Raw genomic sequence first — 14,663 nt, 5'->3', positions numbered from 1 at the left:
TTATCACGATAGGATTCAGGTGTTTTGAAAAGACTGCTGCGATCGCTGCGCAAGAGCTTCCGGTACATGTTCAACGTCCGCACTGTCCGCTTGGGCGGCATTGCGATCGACACGACCGCCGGTCATATCCCTGAAAACGTTCGGGAACTGATCTTCCGCGAAATCTACGAAGACACCGAACGCGACCTGATCGGCAATATTCTGCGGCCCGGCATGCGCACGCTCGAAATCGGCACGGGCATCGGCTTTGTCAGCCTGGTCGCCGCCCGCATCTGCGGCGAAGCCAATGTCTTCTGCTACGAGGCCAATCCGGAATTGGAGAAGACGATCCGGCGCAATTTCGCGCTCAACGGCATGAAGCCCAATCTGACCATGCGCGCGGTCACCGTCGACGGGACGCCCATCACCTTCTTCAAGAGCGACAACATCATCTCCTCCAGCCTCTACGACCGCAAGCGCGACGATAAGCCGATCATGGTCGAAAGCGAGGCGCTCTGCGACGTGCTGGCAAAACACGATCCTGCTGCATTGATCATGGACGTCGAGGGCGCCGAAATCCAGTTGCTCGCCGTCGACCTGAAAAACGTCGCCGACATCATCGTCGAACTGCACCCGCACATCGTCGGCGAGGATGCGATCGCGGCGCTGGTTTCAAACTTGAAGAGCCGCGGTTACGTCATGCTGAGCAACAACCGCAAGACCTCCCATTTCGCCCGCGCAGCCTGAAGGGCACTCCTCCATGCCATCGAAGCTTCCGGTTTCCGCATACATCATCTGCCTGAACGAGGAAGCCTATCTCGGCAATTGCATCGAAAGCCTTCGAGCCTGCGCGGAAATCGTCATCGTCGATTCCGGCTCCACCGATGGCACGGCGGCGCTGGTGCAGTCCTATATCGACAAGGGCTGGCCGATCCGTTTCCTGTTCGAAGCCTGGCGCGGTTATGCCGGCCAGAAGCAGTTCGCGCTTGAGCAGTGCAGGGAGCCGTGGTGCCTGAATATCGATGCCGACGAGCGGCTGGACGAACCCTTGCAGGCGCTGCTGCCGTCACTGATTGCGGCGCCGGCCGAGACCGTCGGCTGGCGCGTCGCCCGGCGGCCCTATCTGATTGGCTACGGCTATACGCCGGAAAAGGTCCGCGAACGCAAGAACCTCAGGCTGATCCGCAAGGGCAGGGGCGCTTACGACCTCGCGCAGAAGGTGCATGAGGGCATCGTTCCCGACGGCAAGGTCGAGGCGGCGGCGACGGGAAGCCTCTTGCATTACCGGCCGCTTGTTATCGACGAGCAGATCCTCAAGGAAAACAAATACTCCACGCTGAAGGCGGACCAGCAGTTTGCGGCCGGCAAGCCGCCGCGCCCCTACAAGGTGATCTTCAGCCCGCCGCTCTATTTCCTGCGGCTCTATTTCCGCAATGGCCTCTGGCGCTGCGGCCTTCCCGGCTTTATCGAGGCGGCAACCGGCGGCGTCTACGCATTTCTGACGGCGGCAAAGATCTATCAGCGGCATGCGCTCAAGCGCAGGCCGAATTTCGACGACATGGAGCGCGCGCGGCGTGGCAAATGAGGACCGCATGAAGGTTATGCACTATCACTTCGGCAAGGACGGCGGCGCCGAGCGCTTCTTCGTCCACCTCGTCAATGCGCTTGCCCGGCGCGGCGTCGAGCAGACCGCCGTCATCCGTCCGAACCGTCTGTGGCGCAAGGACATCGAGCCGCATGCCCGGCTGATCGAAAGCAATTTCCGCAACCTGTCGCCGGATCGCATCCTGCTGCCATTGAAGGTCAAGCACCTGGCGCGCCGCGAAAGGCCGGATGCACTGTTTTCCTGGGCAACCCGGGCAAGCCGGCTGATGCCGAACTACAAGGGCTGCATCAAGATTTCGCGGCTCGGCGACTACCCGACCAATCTCGGCTACTTCAAGAACACCGACGTGCTGGTCTGCAACACGCCGGGGATCGGCGAGCACGTGCGCCGTCTCGGCTGGAAGCGCGGCGTCGAGGTGATTTCCAACTTCACCAATACCGGGCGCGTCACGCCGATCGACCGCAGACGCGTTGACACGCCGGAAGATGCGCCGGTCGTCATGTCGATGGGCCGCTTCGTGCGGCGCAAGGGCTTTGCGCTGCTGACGGAAGCGGTGGCAAGGCTGCCGGGCGTCTATCTCTGGCTTGCAGGCGACGGCGAGGAGATGGGGAATGTCCGCAAGCTCGCGGCCGACCTCGGCATTGCCGACCGTGTTCGGTTCCTCGGCTGGCAGAAGGATACGCGTCCTTACGTGGCCGCAGCCGATATCTTCGTCATGCCGTCGAGCCACGAGCCCCTCGGCAACGTCATTCTCGAGGCCTGGGCACAGCAGAAGCCCGTCGTCTCCAGTCGGTCGGAGGGGCCGACCTGGTTCATGCGGGACGGCGAAAACGGCCTGCTCGTCGATATCGGCGATACCGATGGTTTCACGAGGGCGATCGAGCGCTTGATCAACGACAGGCAACTTGCCGATCACGTCGCCTCGGGCGGCCACGAGACCCTGATGGGGCAGTTTTCCGAAGACGCGGTCGCCAACGCCTATCTCGAACTGTTCAAGCGCAAGCCTTAAATTTAGAAGGCTTTTCCGGTTGAACGATCTCTTTGTAGCATTGCCCCTCACCCTAACCCTCTCCCCGCAGGCGGGGAGAGGGCACGACGGAGGGTGCGGCACCTGCCTTCTCCCCGTTCACGGGGAGAAGGTGCCCGGCAGGGCGGATGAGGGGCCGCAGCGCAGGAATATGTTTGAGACGATCAACCGCAAACCGTATCGGACAGAAGCTTCTCATAGATCGCACCGATCCTCGACGCCTCCCCCTGAATACTGAAAACCTCGCGGGCGCGGGCGAGGCCGCGTTCGCCTGCGCGTCTTGCGCGCTCCGCATCGTCCATGAACACGCCGGCGGCCTCGGCCATTTCCGTCAGCGCGTTTGCCGCAATGAGGATGCCGGTTTCATCCTGCCCCGTCACCAGCAATTCCGAAAAGGCGCCGACATCGGTCGCCACCACCGGCACCTGCGTTGCCATCGCCTCGAGCGGCGTCAGCCCGAAACCTTCCCAGCGCTGCGGCGCGACGAACAGGTCCAGTGCCCGATACCAGTCCGGAATGTTGGTGTGCTCGCCAACGAACAGGATGCGATCGGCAAGGCCGGCCCGAGCGACCTTTTCCTTCAGCTCGGTTTCGAAGGAGACATGCGCCGCCGTGGCGCGACCGGCGACAACGGCGATCCAGTCGGGCCGTTGCGGCAGCAGGCCGATCATGCTGTCGACGAAGAGATCCGTGCCCTTCTGATGGCGCACCCGGCCGAAACAGCCGGCAATCTTCCTGTCTGCCGGGAGTCCAAGCGCGGCCTTGGCCGCGGCCTTGTCAGCCGCGGGAAAGAAGCGCTGAGTGTCGATGCCGTGCATGATCGTCGTGCTCGGCACGTCGAGATAGGCGGCGGTCCGGTTGCTGGTGGCGATCACCGCGTCCATGCGCCTGATCAGGAATTTGGTCCAGCCTGAGTGCTTGCGCTGGGAAGCCGAGGTGAAGACGATCTTGAGCTTCATCCGCAGGACATCGCGCAGCACGATCGCCGGCAGCATCTCGACGTTGCGCCGGGCATGCCAGACCCGCAGCGACCGGCTCCTCGGGCGTCCCCACAGCCGAAGCAACGCGCAATAGCCGATGCGCGGCAAACCCGTCGGCAGGCCAGGGCCCAGTGTCGCGATCTTCTGGCCGAGCGCGCGCTGGACCGGAACGAGTTGGATGATGGTAGAGGTGACGCCGGAAAGGCGGCGCTTGAAGTTTGGCGCGATGACCTCGACGTTGCTGATGTCTTCCACGCTGGCGTACCCTTGTTCGTAACAGAAAAAGCCCGGCGGCAGCTTTACGCGCCATCCGGGCTTTCAGTGCAATATGCCGGGGATCAGCCCCAGTTGATCGCGAGGATTTCGTAGGCCTTCGAGCCGCCGGGCGCGACCACCTCGATCGAATCACCGACTTCCTTGCCGATCAGCGCGCGGGCGATTGGCGAGGAGATCGAGATGCGGCCCTGCTTCACGTCGGCTTCCTGGTCGCCGACGATCTGGTAGGTCTTGTTCTCTTCGGTGTCCTCGTCGACCAGCTTGACAGTCGCGCCAAACTTGATCTTCGAGCCCGACATTTTCGACAGATCGATAACCTCGGCGCGGGCCACGAAATCCTCGAGCTCGCCGATGCGGCCTTCGTTGTGGCTCTGGGCTTCCTTGGCCGCATGGTATTCCGCATTTTCCGAAAGGTCGCCATGGGAACGCGCTTCGGAAATGGCTTCGATGATCCGCGGGCGCTCTTCCTGCTGACGCCAACGCAGTTCTTCCTGCAGCTTGACGAATCCGCTCTGAGTCATCGGCACTTTATCGACCATTTCACTGTCCTTCATAGTCCGCACCGAGGCCTTAAAAGGCGGGTTCGGCGCAAAAGAAAACGGTCGCCGGAGCGTTAACTCCGGAACCGTCCGAAACATTTGAACGACGCTTATAGCAGAAAGCGGCGTGCAAAAGCCAGATTATTCGCAGCAGGTCCGAATGCGCAGAAGCGCATCCGGCGTTGCAACGTCGCTATGGGAACAATCTCGATGCATGATCGTTGGTTCTGCAGACGAGGATCAACTCATGCCGAACCCATCACCGGAACACCTGGAAGGCAGGCTCAACGCGCATCGCAAGCTCTTCATCGCGCTCACCGCTTTCATCGCCGAAAGCGCCGAGGGCCGGGCGTTCCTGGAGCGCCTCGCCCGCGACAGCGAAACCGTGTCCGATCACGAGGAGGACCCAGGCATCGAGCCCGACGATGGTTTCGCGATGCAGCAGATCGCCGACGACGAGATGCAATCGATCGTCAAGGCGGCACTGTCGCGGGTGACGGCCGCAGAAAGCGAGGCGCAGCGGCGCAAGGACGTCGTGCCTTGAAATGAGGAAACAGCATGCAGAACGGCATTCTTCCCAAACACCGGTTGAAGCTCTATCGGCTGGTTCCCGTGGCAGCCGCCACGGATCCCAGTTGGGGCAACGCAGACTATCAGGGCGAGGTCGTCGTTCGTGCCTTTTCGCCCGCCGATGCCCGTGTGGTCGCCGCGCAAGCCGAACTCGATTTTACCGAGATCGATGCAGCGCCGGCCGAAGGCAATTCGACCCGCGATGCCAGCGCATTCCGCAATGAGCGTCTCTACACGGTGGTCGAGATACCCGAGCCGCAGGGGCTTGCCACGGACGGGCCGCGCGGCGTGGTCGATGGTGTCGTTTCCGTCGGCACGATCAAGCCGACACAGGTTTCATGAGACAGGAGGAGTAAGACATGGCCGCACCAGCAAGCCAGGCTGCCCGCACGGCGCAAAAGCAGCGCGATATTCAGCAACAGGTCGAGAAGGCCGATACCAAGGACAAGCGGCGGAAATCCGCAAAACCGAAGGCGATGCAGGCGGGCGCGCGGCTCTATCCGGTGCCGCCGTTTCCCAAACAGCATCAGCCGAAGCCCGGCGCCGAATACAGGCTTGATCCCGCTCCCCTCTACGATGCGCCGTTCTACAAGGGCTCCGGCAAACTCGAAGGCAAGGTGGCAATGATTACCGGCGGCGACAGCGGCATCGGCCGCGCGGTCGCTGTACTCTTTGCGCGGGAGGGCGCCGACGTGGCAATCCTGCATCTCGCAGAAAGCCGGGATGCCGAAGACACCGTGAAGGCGATCGAGGCGGAGGGACGCAGGGCCATGGCCATTCCCGGCGACGTCAAGGACCGGGCCTTCTGCCATAAGGCCGTGGCAGCGGTGGTGGAGGCGTTCGGAAGGCTCGACGTGCTGGTCAACAATGCCGCCTTCCAGGTCCATACCGCCGATGTGCTCGACCTGACGGAAGAACATTTCGACGAAACGCTCAAGACCAATCTCTACGGTTATTTCTTCATGGCCCAGGCCGCCGTGCCGCATATGAAGGAAGGAAGCGCCATTATCAACACGGGCTCGGTCACCGGCATCGAGGGCAGCAAGCAGCTTCTGGATTATTCGATGACCAAGGGCGGCATCCATGCCTTCACCCGGGCGCTGTCCGGGCAGCTTGTCGAAAAGGGCATTCGCGTCAACGCGGTTGCTCCCGGCCCGGTCTGGACGCCGCTCAATCCGTCCGACAAGGAGGCGGAGGACGTGTCCACATTCGGTTCCGACACACCGATGAAACGCCCCGCCCAACCGGAAGAAATCGCGCCAGCCTATGTCTTCCTCGCCTCGCCGCAATGCTCGAGCTACATAACCGGCGAGATATTGCCGATCATTGGCGGCTATTGATCCGCGGAGACGAGACGGGCCATGGGGTTAACTATTGCGATGCCTGCGTCGCGACCTCCGACCTGCTGCGCAGCGCCGCATCTGGACGCCGCCCGCGCCCTCGGCCGCCAATCTCTTCACTGTCCGGGAAGCGGGTCGAGCGCCGGGTCCTAGTGCGCGCCGATCGCGCTTTCGTCGAGATCGGCTCTTGCGTAGATGCGCCGGGCGATCGCTGCAAGTGCCAGAAGAGTAAGCGTCGCAATGACGCAAGAAAGGGTAAAGCCGAGCGAAAAGGCAGAGCGGGCCGCCTCCAGCCAGGCCGGCACCGCCCCGCCATTCAAGCTTGCGGCAGTCTCGACCGCACCTGCAAGTGTCTCGGAAACCGCGGCCGCTTGCGGCGGTGTCAGCCCGGCAAGATCGATGCCGGACATGGCGATACGATAGACCACGGCGCCAAGACTGCCGAGAAGTGCAATGCCAAGCGCTCCGCCGAACTCCGCGCTGGTCTCGGAAACAGCCGAGGCTGAGCCTGCACGCTCTGGCGGCGCCGTGCCGACGATGAGGCCGGTCGTCGTCAGGATCACCGGCACGAAACCGAGGGCGATCACCATGCTGGAGGCGAGCACCGCGACGGCACTCTGCTGATAGGCTGCGATCGCCATGGCAGCCGTGCCCGCCGCGTTGACGACAAGCCCGGAAAGCACCGTGCGGACCGGACCGAGCCGGTTCGTGAAGCGGTAGGCCTGAAGAGACATGACGGTGAAAACCGTGGCTGACGGGACCGACCAGATCGCGGCTTCAAGCGGCGACAACCCGGTCACCAGTTGCAGGAAAAGGTTCTGGTAGAGAAACACTGCGAAAACGAAGAATATGCCGGCCATGTTGACCGCAAGCGACGCGTTAAATGCCGGGATGCGGAAGAGCCGAAGATCGACCAGCGGATCTGTAAGCCTTGTCTGGCGGCGGACGAACAGAAAGCCGAAGACGAGACCTGCGATGATCGCCACCGGCTGATCCAGTTGAAAGCCGTAGGCCGCCATGTGCTTCAGGCCGTATATCACCGGCAATACGGCAGCCAGCGACAAGGCAACGCTGACAAGGTCGAGCCGGGAAGCTGCGGCATTCTTGTGCTCCGGAAGCAGGATCGGACCGGCGATGAGAAGCGCCAGCATCACCGGAATATTGACGAGAAATACAGATCCCCAGTGAAAATATTGCAACAGCACGCCGCCGATCAGTGGGCCAACCAAGCCCCCGAGCGCAAAAGCGGTCCCCCAGATACCGATGGCGCGGGTGCGTTCTGCTTCGTCGTGGAAAAGATTGAAGATCAGCGACAGCGTTGAAGGCGCCACGGTCGCGCCGGCAATGCCCAGCAGGGCTCGAGAGGCGATGAGTTGCTCGGCGGTCGTGGAAAATGCCGCCAGGAGGGACGCTAGTCCGAAGCAAAAAGCGCCGACGAGAAGCACACGCCTGCGGCCGATCCGGTCGCCAAGCGTGCCCATGGTGACCAGAAACCCGGCCACCATGAAGCCGTAGACATCGTTGATCCACAACAGTTCGGACGCGCTCGGATCAAGGTCCGCTACGATGGCCGGCATGGCAAGAAACAGCACCGAAAGGTCCATGGAATAGATAAGGCAGGCGATCGACAACACGAAAAGGCCGATCCACTCCCGCCGTCCAGCGAGGAGTTCGCCGCCAATGGTCTCTTCCTGCTGCATCGCTTGAGCTCCCGCGGAAACGCGGTGCAATCTCGCCTTTCCCGCCACCATTGGCAATGTCGAATCAGAGTGTTGATGCGAGGACGGCGCTGGATGACGGTTTATTCAGGTCTTGGCGGCAGCGGAAGGGTGGGTAAAGGGCTTTTCGTCCCGGAGTCATTTCTTCCGCCATCAAACAAAATAGCTCTGCAGCGTCCTGACTTCGAGGCTTCCGGCCTTCAACGCCTTGATCGCCCGGGCCGCGGCTTCGGCGCCGGCCATGGTCGTGTAGTAGGGCACCTTCTGCATCAGCGTCGCGCGGCGCAGCGACTTCGAATCAGAGATCGCCTTGTTGCCGTCCGTCGTGTTGATGACGAGGTGAACCTGGCGGTTGCGGATGGCGTCTTCGATATGCGGACGGCCTTCCTGGACCTTGTTGATCTTGGTCGCGATAATGCCCTTTTCCGCGAGGAAGCGGGCGGTGCCGCCGGTTGCCAGTACCTTGAAGCCGATGTCGGTGAGGTGGCGGATGGCGGGCAGGACACGTTCCTTGTCTTCGTCGCGCACGGAGACGAACACGGTGCCCTCGCGCGGCAGGTCGACGCCGGCGCCGAGCTGGGCCTTGGCGAAGGCCAGCGCGAAGTCGGTGTCGAGACCGATGACTTCCCCGGTCGAGCGCATTTCGGGGCCGAGCAGGATGTCGACGCCCGGGAAGCGGGCAAACGGGAAGACGGCTTCCTTGACGGCGATATGCTTGAGGTTGCGCGGGTCCGGCTTCTTGCCATAGGCGGCGATCGCGTCATCGAGCTTTTCGCCGGCCATGATGCGCGCGGCGATCTTGGCGATCGGCGCACCGATCGTTTTGGCGACGAACGGCACGGTGCGCGAGGCGCGCGGGTTGACTTCGAGAACGTAGATCGTGCCGTCCTTGATAGCGTATTGCACGTTCATCAGGCCGCCGACGTTGAGTGCCTTCGCCATCGCCTTGGTCTGGCGCTCGAGTTCGTCGACGATCTCGTCGGCCAGCGAATAGACCGGCAGCGAGCAGGCCGAGTCGCCCGAATGGATGCCGGCTTCCTCGATATGCTCCATGATGCCGGAGACGAAAACCGTCTCGCCGTCCGAAAGCGCATCGACATCCACCTCGACCGCATTGGTCAGGTAGCTGTCGAACAAAAGCGGGTTCTTGCCGAGCAGCGTGTTGATCTGGCCGGTCTTGTCGTTCGGATAGCGCTGCTTGATGTCTTCCGGCACCAGTTCCGGCACGGTGTCGAGCAGGTAGGTCTGCAGCATCGATTCCGAATGGATGATCTGCATCGCCCGGCCGCCGAGCACATAGGAGGGCCGCACGACGAGCGGGAAGCCAATCTCGGCGGCGACCAGGCGGGCCTGCTCGACCGAATAGGCGATGCCGTTGTTCGGCTGGTTGAGGTCGAGCTTCTGCAGAAGCTTCTGGAAGCGGTCGCGGTCTTCGGCCAGGTCGATCATGTCGGGCGCGGTGCCGAGGATCGGGATGCCGTTCTTTTCCAGCGCTTCGGCGAGCTTCAGCGGCGTCTGGCCGCCGAACTGGACGATGACGCCGACGAGGGTTCCGTTTTCCTGCTCGGCGCGCATGATCTCGATCACGTCTTCGGCCGTCAGCGGCTCGAAATAGAGCCGGTCGGACGTGTCGTAGTCCGTCGAGACGGTTTCAGGGTTGCAGTTGACCATGATGGCTTCATAGCCGGCATCCTTCAGCGCGAAGGCGGCATGGCAGCAGCAATAGTCGAACTCGATGCCCTGGCCGATGCGGTTCGGACCGCCGCCGAGGATGACGACTTTGTTGCGGTCGGAGATCTGGGCTTCGGAACGGGCAGCACCGTTGAAGGGCGTTTCGTAGGTCGAGTACATATAGGCCGTCGGCGAGGCGAATTCGGCCGCGCAGGTGTCGATGCGCTTGTAGACCGGGCGCACGTTCAGCTTGTTGCGAAGTTCGGCAACTTCCTTCGGCCGCTTGGCCGCCAGCGTCGCGAGCCGCGCGTCGGAAAAGCCCATCGCCTTCAGCATGCGCAGGTTTTCGGCGTCTTCCGGCAGGCCGTGCTCGCGCACTCGCTCTTCCATGTCGATGATCGCCTTGAACTGGGCGATGAACCACGGATCGATCTTCGAGCCGTCATGCACGTCGGCTTCGCTCATGCCCAGGCGCAGCGCCTGGGCGACCATGCGCAGCCGGTCCGGCGTCGGCGTGCCGATCGCAGCCCGGATTGCGTTGTGGTTGTCGCCATTGCCCTCTTCGAGGCCGGGGATCTCGATTTCGTCGAGGCCGGTCAGTCCGGTCTCCAGGCCGCGCAGCGCCTTCTGCAGCGATTCGGCAAAGGTGCGGCCGATCGCCATGACCTCGCCGACCGATTTCATCGCCGTCGTCAGCGTCGTCCCGGCGCCCGGGAACTTCTCGAAGGCAAAACGCGGGATCTTGGTGACGACATAGTCGATCGATGGCTCGAACGAGGCGGGCGTCGCGCCGCCGGTGATGTCGTTGTCGAGTTCGTCGAGCGTGTAGCCGACGGCGAGCTTGGCGGCGACCTTGGCGATCGGGAAGCCGGTCGCCTTCGATGCGAGTGCGGACGAGCGCGACACGCGCGGGTTCATCTCGATGACGACGAGGCGGCCGTTCTCGGGGTTGACGGCGAACTGCACGTTCGAGCCGCCGGTCTCGACGCCGATCTCGCGCAGCACCGCGATCGAGGCGTTGCGCATGATCTGGTATTCCTTGTCGGTCAAGGTCAGCGCCGGGGCGACGGTGATCGAATCACCGGTATGCACGCCCATCGGATCGATGTTCTCGATCGAGCAGATGATGATGCAGTTGTCCGCCGTGTCGCGGACCACTTCCATCTCGTATTCCTTCCAGCCGAGCACCGATTCCTCGATCAGCACCTCGGTCGTCGGCGAGGCATCGAGGCCGGAATTGACGATCTCGAAGAATTCCGACCGGTTATAGGCGATGCCGCCGCCGGTGCCGCCCATGGTGAAGGAGGGGCGGATGATCGTCGGCAGGCCGATCTCGTCGAGCGCCTGCGCGGCCACCGCCATGGCATGGCTCATGTAGCGCTGCTTGCGGTCGGTCTCGCCGAGATTCCACTGGTTCTCCAGCTCGTCCAGAGCCTTGTCGAGTTCGGCGCCGGTCAGCTGCGCCTTCACCCTGGCGCGTTCGGCCTCATGAACCTTGCGGTCGTGATCCTTGATATCGGTGGCGTTGGCGAGCATCGATTTCGGCGTCTCGAGCCCGATGCGCTGCATCGCCTCGCGAAACAGCGCCCGGTCCTCGGCCATGTCGATCGCCGCCGGCTTGGCGCCGATCATCTCGACATTGTAGCGGTCGAGAACGCCCATTCGCTTCAGGGAGAGGGCGGTGTTCAGCGCCGTCTGGCCGCCCATGGTCGGCAGGAGCGCATCGGGCCGCTCTTTGGCGATGATCTTGGCGACCACCTCCGGCGTGATCGGCTCGACATAGGTCGCGTCCGCCAGGTTGGGATCGGTCATGATCGTCGCCGGGTTGGAGTTGACCAGGATCACCCGGTAGCCCTCTTCCTTCAGCGCCTTGCACGCCTGCGTTCCGGAATAGTCAAATTCGCATGCCTGTCCGATAACGATCGGACCCGCGCCGATGATGAGGATCGATTTGATGTCTTGGCGCTTTGGCATGGTCTCTATCCGCTTTTCAGCTTGCGCGAAAAACCGGCCAGGGTGGGAGATCACCGGCCGGGGCGCGCATGCTTGGTCTTTTCAGGCTAGAAGCGGCTTATAGGGAAATGTGCGGGCAAGCGGAACCCCGAAAATGCGAGAATGGACAGGAAAGTTCGGGTGCGGTTACCGGGGTATAAGAAGGCCCCTCTATCGAGAGGGATATCCGTCACAGGCCGGCGCATATAGCTCCGATAGCGTTCCGCGCAGCGGCGAAACGTTTGCCCAATGTTGATCGTGGCGTCGTGCTCCGATGCGAGAACAAAGATGGAGGGCATCGCCTGCCCGCAAACCCAGTTCGAACCACTCGCAAAATCGCGCGCTTTGACAGCCGGACAACCGCAATCGTTCACGGGATCAAGAAAATGTTGATCTGATCGGTGATGCCGCGCAGCGCCACATTGTGCGATTTCGGCGTCACGCCTGCCTCCGCCAGGATGTGGAAGGCACGGGGATCTTCCAGCACGGAGCCCGTGGCGAAGATCTCGCGGGATGTGGCGAGATGCTGCACGCGCGAGGCAATATTCACCGTCTGGCCGAAATAATCCTGCCGCTCGTTCAGGCTGACCGCGATGCACGGCCCTTCATGGATACCGATTTTCAGAAGCAGGTCCTCGCCGCCGCGTTCTTCGTTGAGCCGGCGCATCGCGTCGCGCATTCGCATTGCGGCCGCGACTGCCCGGTCCGGCGTCGGGAAGGTGGCCATCACGGCATCGCCGATCGTCTTCACGACGGCCCCGGCCTCGGTCCTGACAATCTCGTGCAGGATGCTGAAATGCGTCTTCACCAGATCGAAGGCGGCGAGATCGCCGACCCGCTCGTAGAGTTCGGTCGAGCCACGCAGATCGGTGAAGAGGAAGGTCAGACTGGTGATCTTCAGCCGCTGGTCCACGTCGATCGTGTCGGTGCGGTAGATGTCGCGGAACGTCTGGTTGGAGAGCAGACGTTTGGCGGTCAGGAAGGGGCGGCGCCGGCCGAGCATGTCGTGCAGGGCGTCGTTCGCCAGGCACACCGACGGCAAGGTGCGAACGTCCGTATGGTTTTCCACCTGGATGCGCACCGGGCCCGGCCGTAGCTGCAAAGTGTCGCCGTGCCGGAATCCCCGATCGAAGACCAGCGAGAGGGGCTGCCGCTCCTTGGTCGGTTCGCCCTTCACGTCGACGAACTGCGCCGCATGTGTCACCGGTTCGAAGACGATCACGAACGCCTCCGGCAATTGCAGCGAGATGACGGCCTTTTCTCCGGCCGGCAGTTCGAGCGCCTCGAGGACGAATTCCTCGACCTTTGCCTCGTAATTCTCGTCGGGAAGGTCGACGCCGGAACCCCAATAGATCTGGCGGAGATACTCAAGCGGCGGCAGTTCGTGCGGATTATGGGCTTCGATGTGGCGCACGCGCGGACTGACCGTGAACGTCACCTCGACCATCTCGTCGAGTGTCGGCTCGTAGCCGGCGGCGCAGAGCGAGCAGTGGTAGACATCGTTTTGCACCGTCTTCAGCGAGGTATTGGCGTCGAGCACTCCGCCGCAGCCGGGGCAAAGAATATTCCACGACATTTCGAACAGGCCGAGCCGGGACGCGTGCAGGAACCCGTTGATCGCCTGCTCCTCGTCAAGTCCTTCGCTTGCGGCAAACGCCAGCGCGTTGACACGGCCAAGCTTGCGGTCGGGTGCGTCATGGACGAGCCGCTCGAGAGCATCGACAATGTCCGGCTTTGCCGATTGGCGCAGCGTTGCGAATAAAGGCTGGGCTTCACTCATGTGCGCAGTCTACACCAAATCTGGCTTGCTGACAGCGGATTGCTGCTTTCCCCTGCGCTTCCTGCACGGTTGCTGCGGGGCCGGTCCCGGGGTCATCCGGCAACCACCAGAACCTTTACTTCTCCCGCAGCGGGTGGATTGCAGATTGCCTCGGGCGCTTCCTCAAGCGTGATTGTCCGCGAGATCAGCTTTTCGACGTTGATGACGCCGGACGCCACGAGGTCCGCGGCGCGGCGATGGGTAAACGGGTTGATGAAGGAGCCGAGCACCCTGAGTTCCCGAAAGAGGATGTCGAACGGCTCGATCTTCACCTTGTCTCCCTGCGCCATCACGCCGAGGATGACGACGGTGCCGCCGGCTCTGGCAAGCCGCGTCGACTGCTCGACGGTCTCGGCAACGCCGGCGCATTCGATCACCACGTCCACGCCGCCGGGTACGAGGCCGCCGGGGCCGGCGATCTCGCCGATGATATCTCCGGCGGAGGGGTCGACGCTGGCGGTGGCGCCGAGCTCCTCGGCCAGTTGCCGCTTCGCTTCCTGGCGTGTGGAGAGAATGACGGTCGTTGCGCCGGCAAGCCGTGCGAGCTGTACCGTCAACAGCCCGATGACGCCGCCGCCGAGAACCACGACGGAGGACCCGGCCTTGATCTCTGCCAGGTCGACGCCATGCAGGCAGCAGGCGAGCGGCTCGCAGAAGGCGCCGTGCTTCGCCTTGAGGTCGAGCGGGATTTCGAAGGCCTGTTTCTGCGGCACGATGACATAATCGGCAAAACCGCCGTCGCGGCTGATGCCGATGGCCTTCAGGTTGCGGCAGAGATTTACCCTGCCTGCGTGGCATTGCGGGCAGCGGCCGCAGGGGATGTTCGGATCGCCGGTGATGCGGGCGCCGAGCCTGAAGTCTTTGACGTCCTTGCCCATCGCCTCGACGATGCCGCAGAATTCGTGGCCGAGCGTCACGGGTGGCGTCGACGGAAATTCGCCGTGCAGCAGGTGGCGGTCGGTGCCGCAGATGCCGCAGGCCTCGACGCGGACCAGCAGGTCGTCGGGGCCGGGAACGGGTTTCTCGATCTCGCGAACGACCAGATTGCCGATCGATTCCAGCCGCATGGCCTTCATGTCGTCGCTCCTCCCAAACGTGATCGCCATACTGGCACGGCAAAGCCGGTGCTGCCAGCGGCATCGCAGG

The 14,663-nt window shown here is 62.8% G+C and carries 12 protein-coding genes; 6 read left to right on the top strand and 6 right to left on the bottom strand.

The window, feature by feature from the left end; genetic code table 11:
• Window positions 1-24 precede the first annotated feature (24 nt).
• Genes JNB71_RS04975 through JNB71_RS04965 form a run of 3 tightly spaced genes read left to right on the top strand, consistent with a single transcriptional unit; the run spans window position 25 to window position 2,594 of the window.
• On the top strand, window positions 25-726 hold the full coding sequence (locus JNB71_RS04975) for an FkbM family methyltransferase (RefSeq protein WP_220370701.1): 702 nt from the start codon (window positions 25-27) through the stop codon (window positions 724-726).
• Window positions 727-739: 13 nt separating this feature from the next.
• On the top strand, window positions 740-1,564 hold the full coding sequence (locus tag JNB71_RS04970; RefSeq protein ID WP_220370700.1) for a glycosyltransferase family 2 protein: 825 nt from the start codon (window positions 740-742) through the stop codon (window positions 1,562-1,564).
• Between the two features lie 7 nt (window positions 1,565-1,571).
• Window positions 1,572-2,594 (top strand): glycosyltransferase, encoded by a 1,023-nt coding sequence (locus tag JNB71_RS04965; RefSeq protein ID WP_220370699.1) that lies wholly within the window; start codon window positions 1,572-1,574, stop codon window positions 2,592-2,594.
• 182 nt (window positions 2,595-2,776) lie between these two features.
• On the opposite strand, the gene JNB71_RS04960 is transcribed toward JNB71_RS04965, so the two are convergent.
• Window positions 2,777-3,847, bottom strand: a complete 1,071-nt coding sequence (locus JNB71_RS04960; RefSeq protein WP_220370698.1) for a glycosyltransferase family 4 protein — start codon at window positions 3,845-3,847, stop codon at window positions 2,777-2,779.
• An 83-nt stretch (window positions 3,848-3,930) separates the two neighbouring features.
• The gene (greA, locus tag JNB71_RS04955; protein WP_220370697.1) at window positions 3,931-4,407 is read right to left on the bottom strand and encodes a transcription elongation factor GreA; all 477 of its coding nucleotides are present in this window, start codon (window positions 4,405-4,407) and stop codon (window positions 3,931-3,933) included.
• 247 nt (window positions 4,408-4,654) lie between these two features.
• Here greA and JNB71_RS04950 point away from each other — a divergent pair, with 247 nt between their 5' ends.
• Genes JNB71_RS04950 through JNB71_RS04940 form a run of 3 tightly spaced genes read left to right on the top strand, consistent with a single transcriptional unit; the run spans window position 4,655 to window position 6,317 of the window.
• The gene (locus JNB71_RS04950; protein ID WP_220370696.1) at window positions 4,655-4,951 is read left to right on the top strand and encodes a hypothetical protein; all 297 of its coding nucleotides are present in this window, start codon (window positions 4,655-4,657) and stop codon (window positions 4,949-4,951) included.
• Window positions 4,952-4,965: 14 nt separating this feature from the next.
• A complete protein-coding gene (locus JNB71_RS04945) occupies window positions 4,966-5,319 on the top strand; it encodes a hypothetical protein (protein WP_220370695.1) in 354 nt (117 codons plus the stop codon).
• Between the two features lie 17 nt (window positions 5,320-5,336).
• On the top strand, window positions 5,337-6,317 hold the full coding sequence (locus tag JNB71_RS04940; protein ID WP_220370694.1) for an SDR family oxidoreductase: 981 nt from the start codon (window positions 5,337-5,339) through the stop codon (window positions 6,315-6,317).
• 149 nt (window positions 6,318-6,466) lie between these two features.
• Here JNB71_RS04940 and JNB71_RS04935 read toward each other — a convergent pair whose 3' ends face one another.
• The 4 genes from JNB71_RS04935 to JNB71_RS04920 all read right to left on the bottom strand — a co-directional run bounded on the left by JNB71_RS04935 (window position 6,467) and on the right by JNB71_RS04920 (window position 14,593).
• The gene (locus JNB71_RS04935; RefSeq protein ID WP_220370693.1) at window positions 6,467-8,017 is read right to left on the bottom strand and encodes an MFS transporter; all 1,551 of its coding nucleotides are present in this window, start codon (window positions 8,015-8,017) and stop codon (window positions 6,467-6,469) included.
• 171 nt (window positions 8,018-8,188) lie between these two features.
• Window positions 8,189-11,680, bottom strand: coding sequence for a carbamoyl-phosphate synthase large subunit (gene carB, locus JNB71_RS04930; RefSeq protein ID WP_220370692.1), 3,492 nt, complete (start codon window positions 11,678-11,680; stop codon window positions 8,189-8,191).
• A 388-nt stretch (window positions 11,681-12,068) separates the two neighbouring features.
• On the bottom strand, window positions 12,069-13,478 hold the full coding sequence (locus tag JNB71_RS04925) for an adenylate/guanylate cyclase domain-containing protein (protein WP_220370691.1): 1,410 nt from the start codon (window positions 13,476-13,478) through the stop codon (window positions 12,069-12,071).
• A gap of 92 nt (window positions 13,479-13,570) precedes the next feature.
• On the bottom strand, window positions 13,571-14,593 hold the full coding sequence (locus tag JNB71_RS04920; RefSeq protein WP_220370690.1) for a zinc-dependent alcohol dehydrogenase family protein: 1,023 nt from the start codon (window positions 14,591-14,593) through the stop codon (window positions 13,571-13,573).
• Between the last annotated feature and the right edge of the window lie 70 nt (window positions 14,594-14,663).

It is taken from the genome of Rhizobium herbae, assembly GCF_019511375.1.
GTDB classification, from domain to species: Bacteria; Pseudomonadota; Alphaproteobacteria; order Rhizobiales; family Rhizobiaceae; genus Pararhizobium; species Pararhizobium herbae_A.
The sequence above is the reverse complement of the archived record's forward strand: the minus strand, read 5'-3'. Positions and strand labels throughout refer to the sequence as shown.

Excerpts from the sequence above, each read along its gene's own strand:
- JNB71_RS04965 (WP_220370699.1), top strand. The coding sequence starts at position 1,572 with ATGAAGGTTATGCACTATCACTTCGGCAAGGACGGCGGCGCCGAGCGC.
- JNB71_RS04970 (WP_220370700.1), top strand. The coding sequence starts at position 740 with ATGCCATCGAAGCTTCCGGTTTCCGCATACATCATCTGCCTGAACGAG.
- JNB71_RS04920 (WP_220370690.1), bottom strand. The coding sequence starts at position 14,593 with ATGAAGGCCATGCGGCTGGAATCGATCGGCAATCTGGTCGTTCGCGAG.
- JNB71_RS04945 (WP_220370695.1), top strand. The coding sequence starts at position 4,966 with ATGCAGAACGGCATTCTTCCCAAACACCGGTTGAAGCTCTATCGGCTG.
- greA (WP_220370697.1), bottom strand. The coding sequence starts at position 4,407 with ATGGTCGATAAAGTGCCGATGACTCAGAGCGGATTCGTCAAGCTGCAG.
- JNB71_RS04935 (WP_220370693.1), bottom strand. The coding sequence starts at position 8,017 with ATGCAGCAGGAAGAGACCATTGGCGGCGAACTCCTCGCTGGACGGCGG.
- carB (WP_220370692.1), bottom strand. The coding sequence starts at position 11,680 with ATGCCAAAGCGCCAAGACATCAAATCGATCCTCATCATCGGCGCGGGT.
- JNB71_RS04925 (WP_220370691.1), bottom strand. The coding sequence starts at position 13,478 with ATGAGTGAAGCCCAGCCTTTATTCGCAACGCTGCGCCAATCGGCAAAG.
- JNB71_RS04940 (WP_220370694.1), top strand. The coding sequence starts at position 5,337 with ATGGCCGCACCAGCAAGCCAGGCTGCCCGCACGGCGCAAAAGCAGCGC.
- JNB71_RS04950 (WP_220370696.1), top strand. The coding sequence starts at position 4,655 with ATGCCGAACCCATCACCGGAACACCTGGAAGGCAGGCTCAACGCGCAT.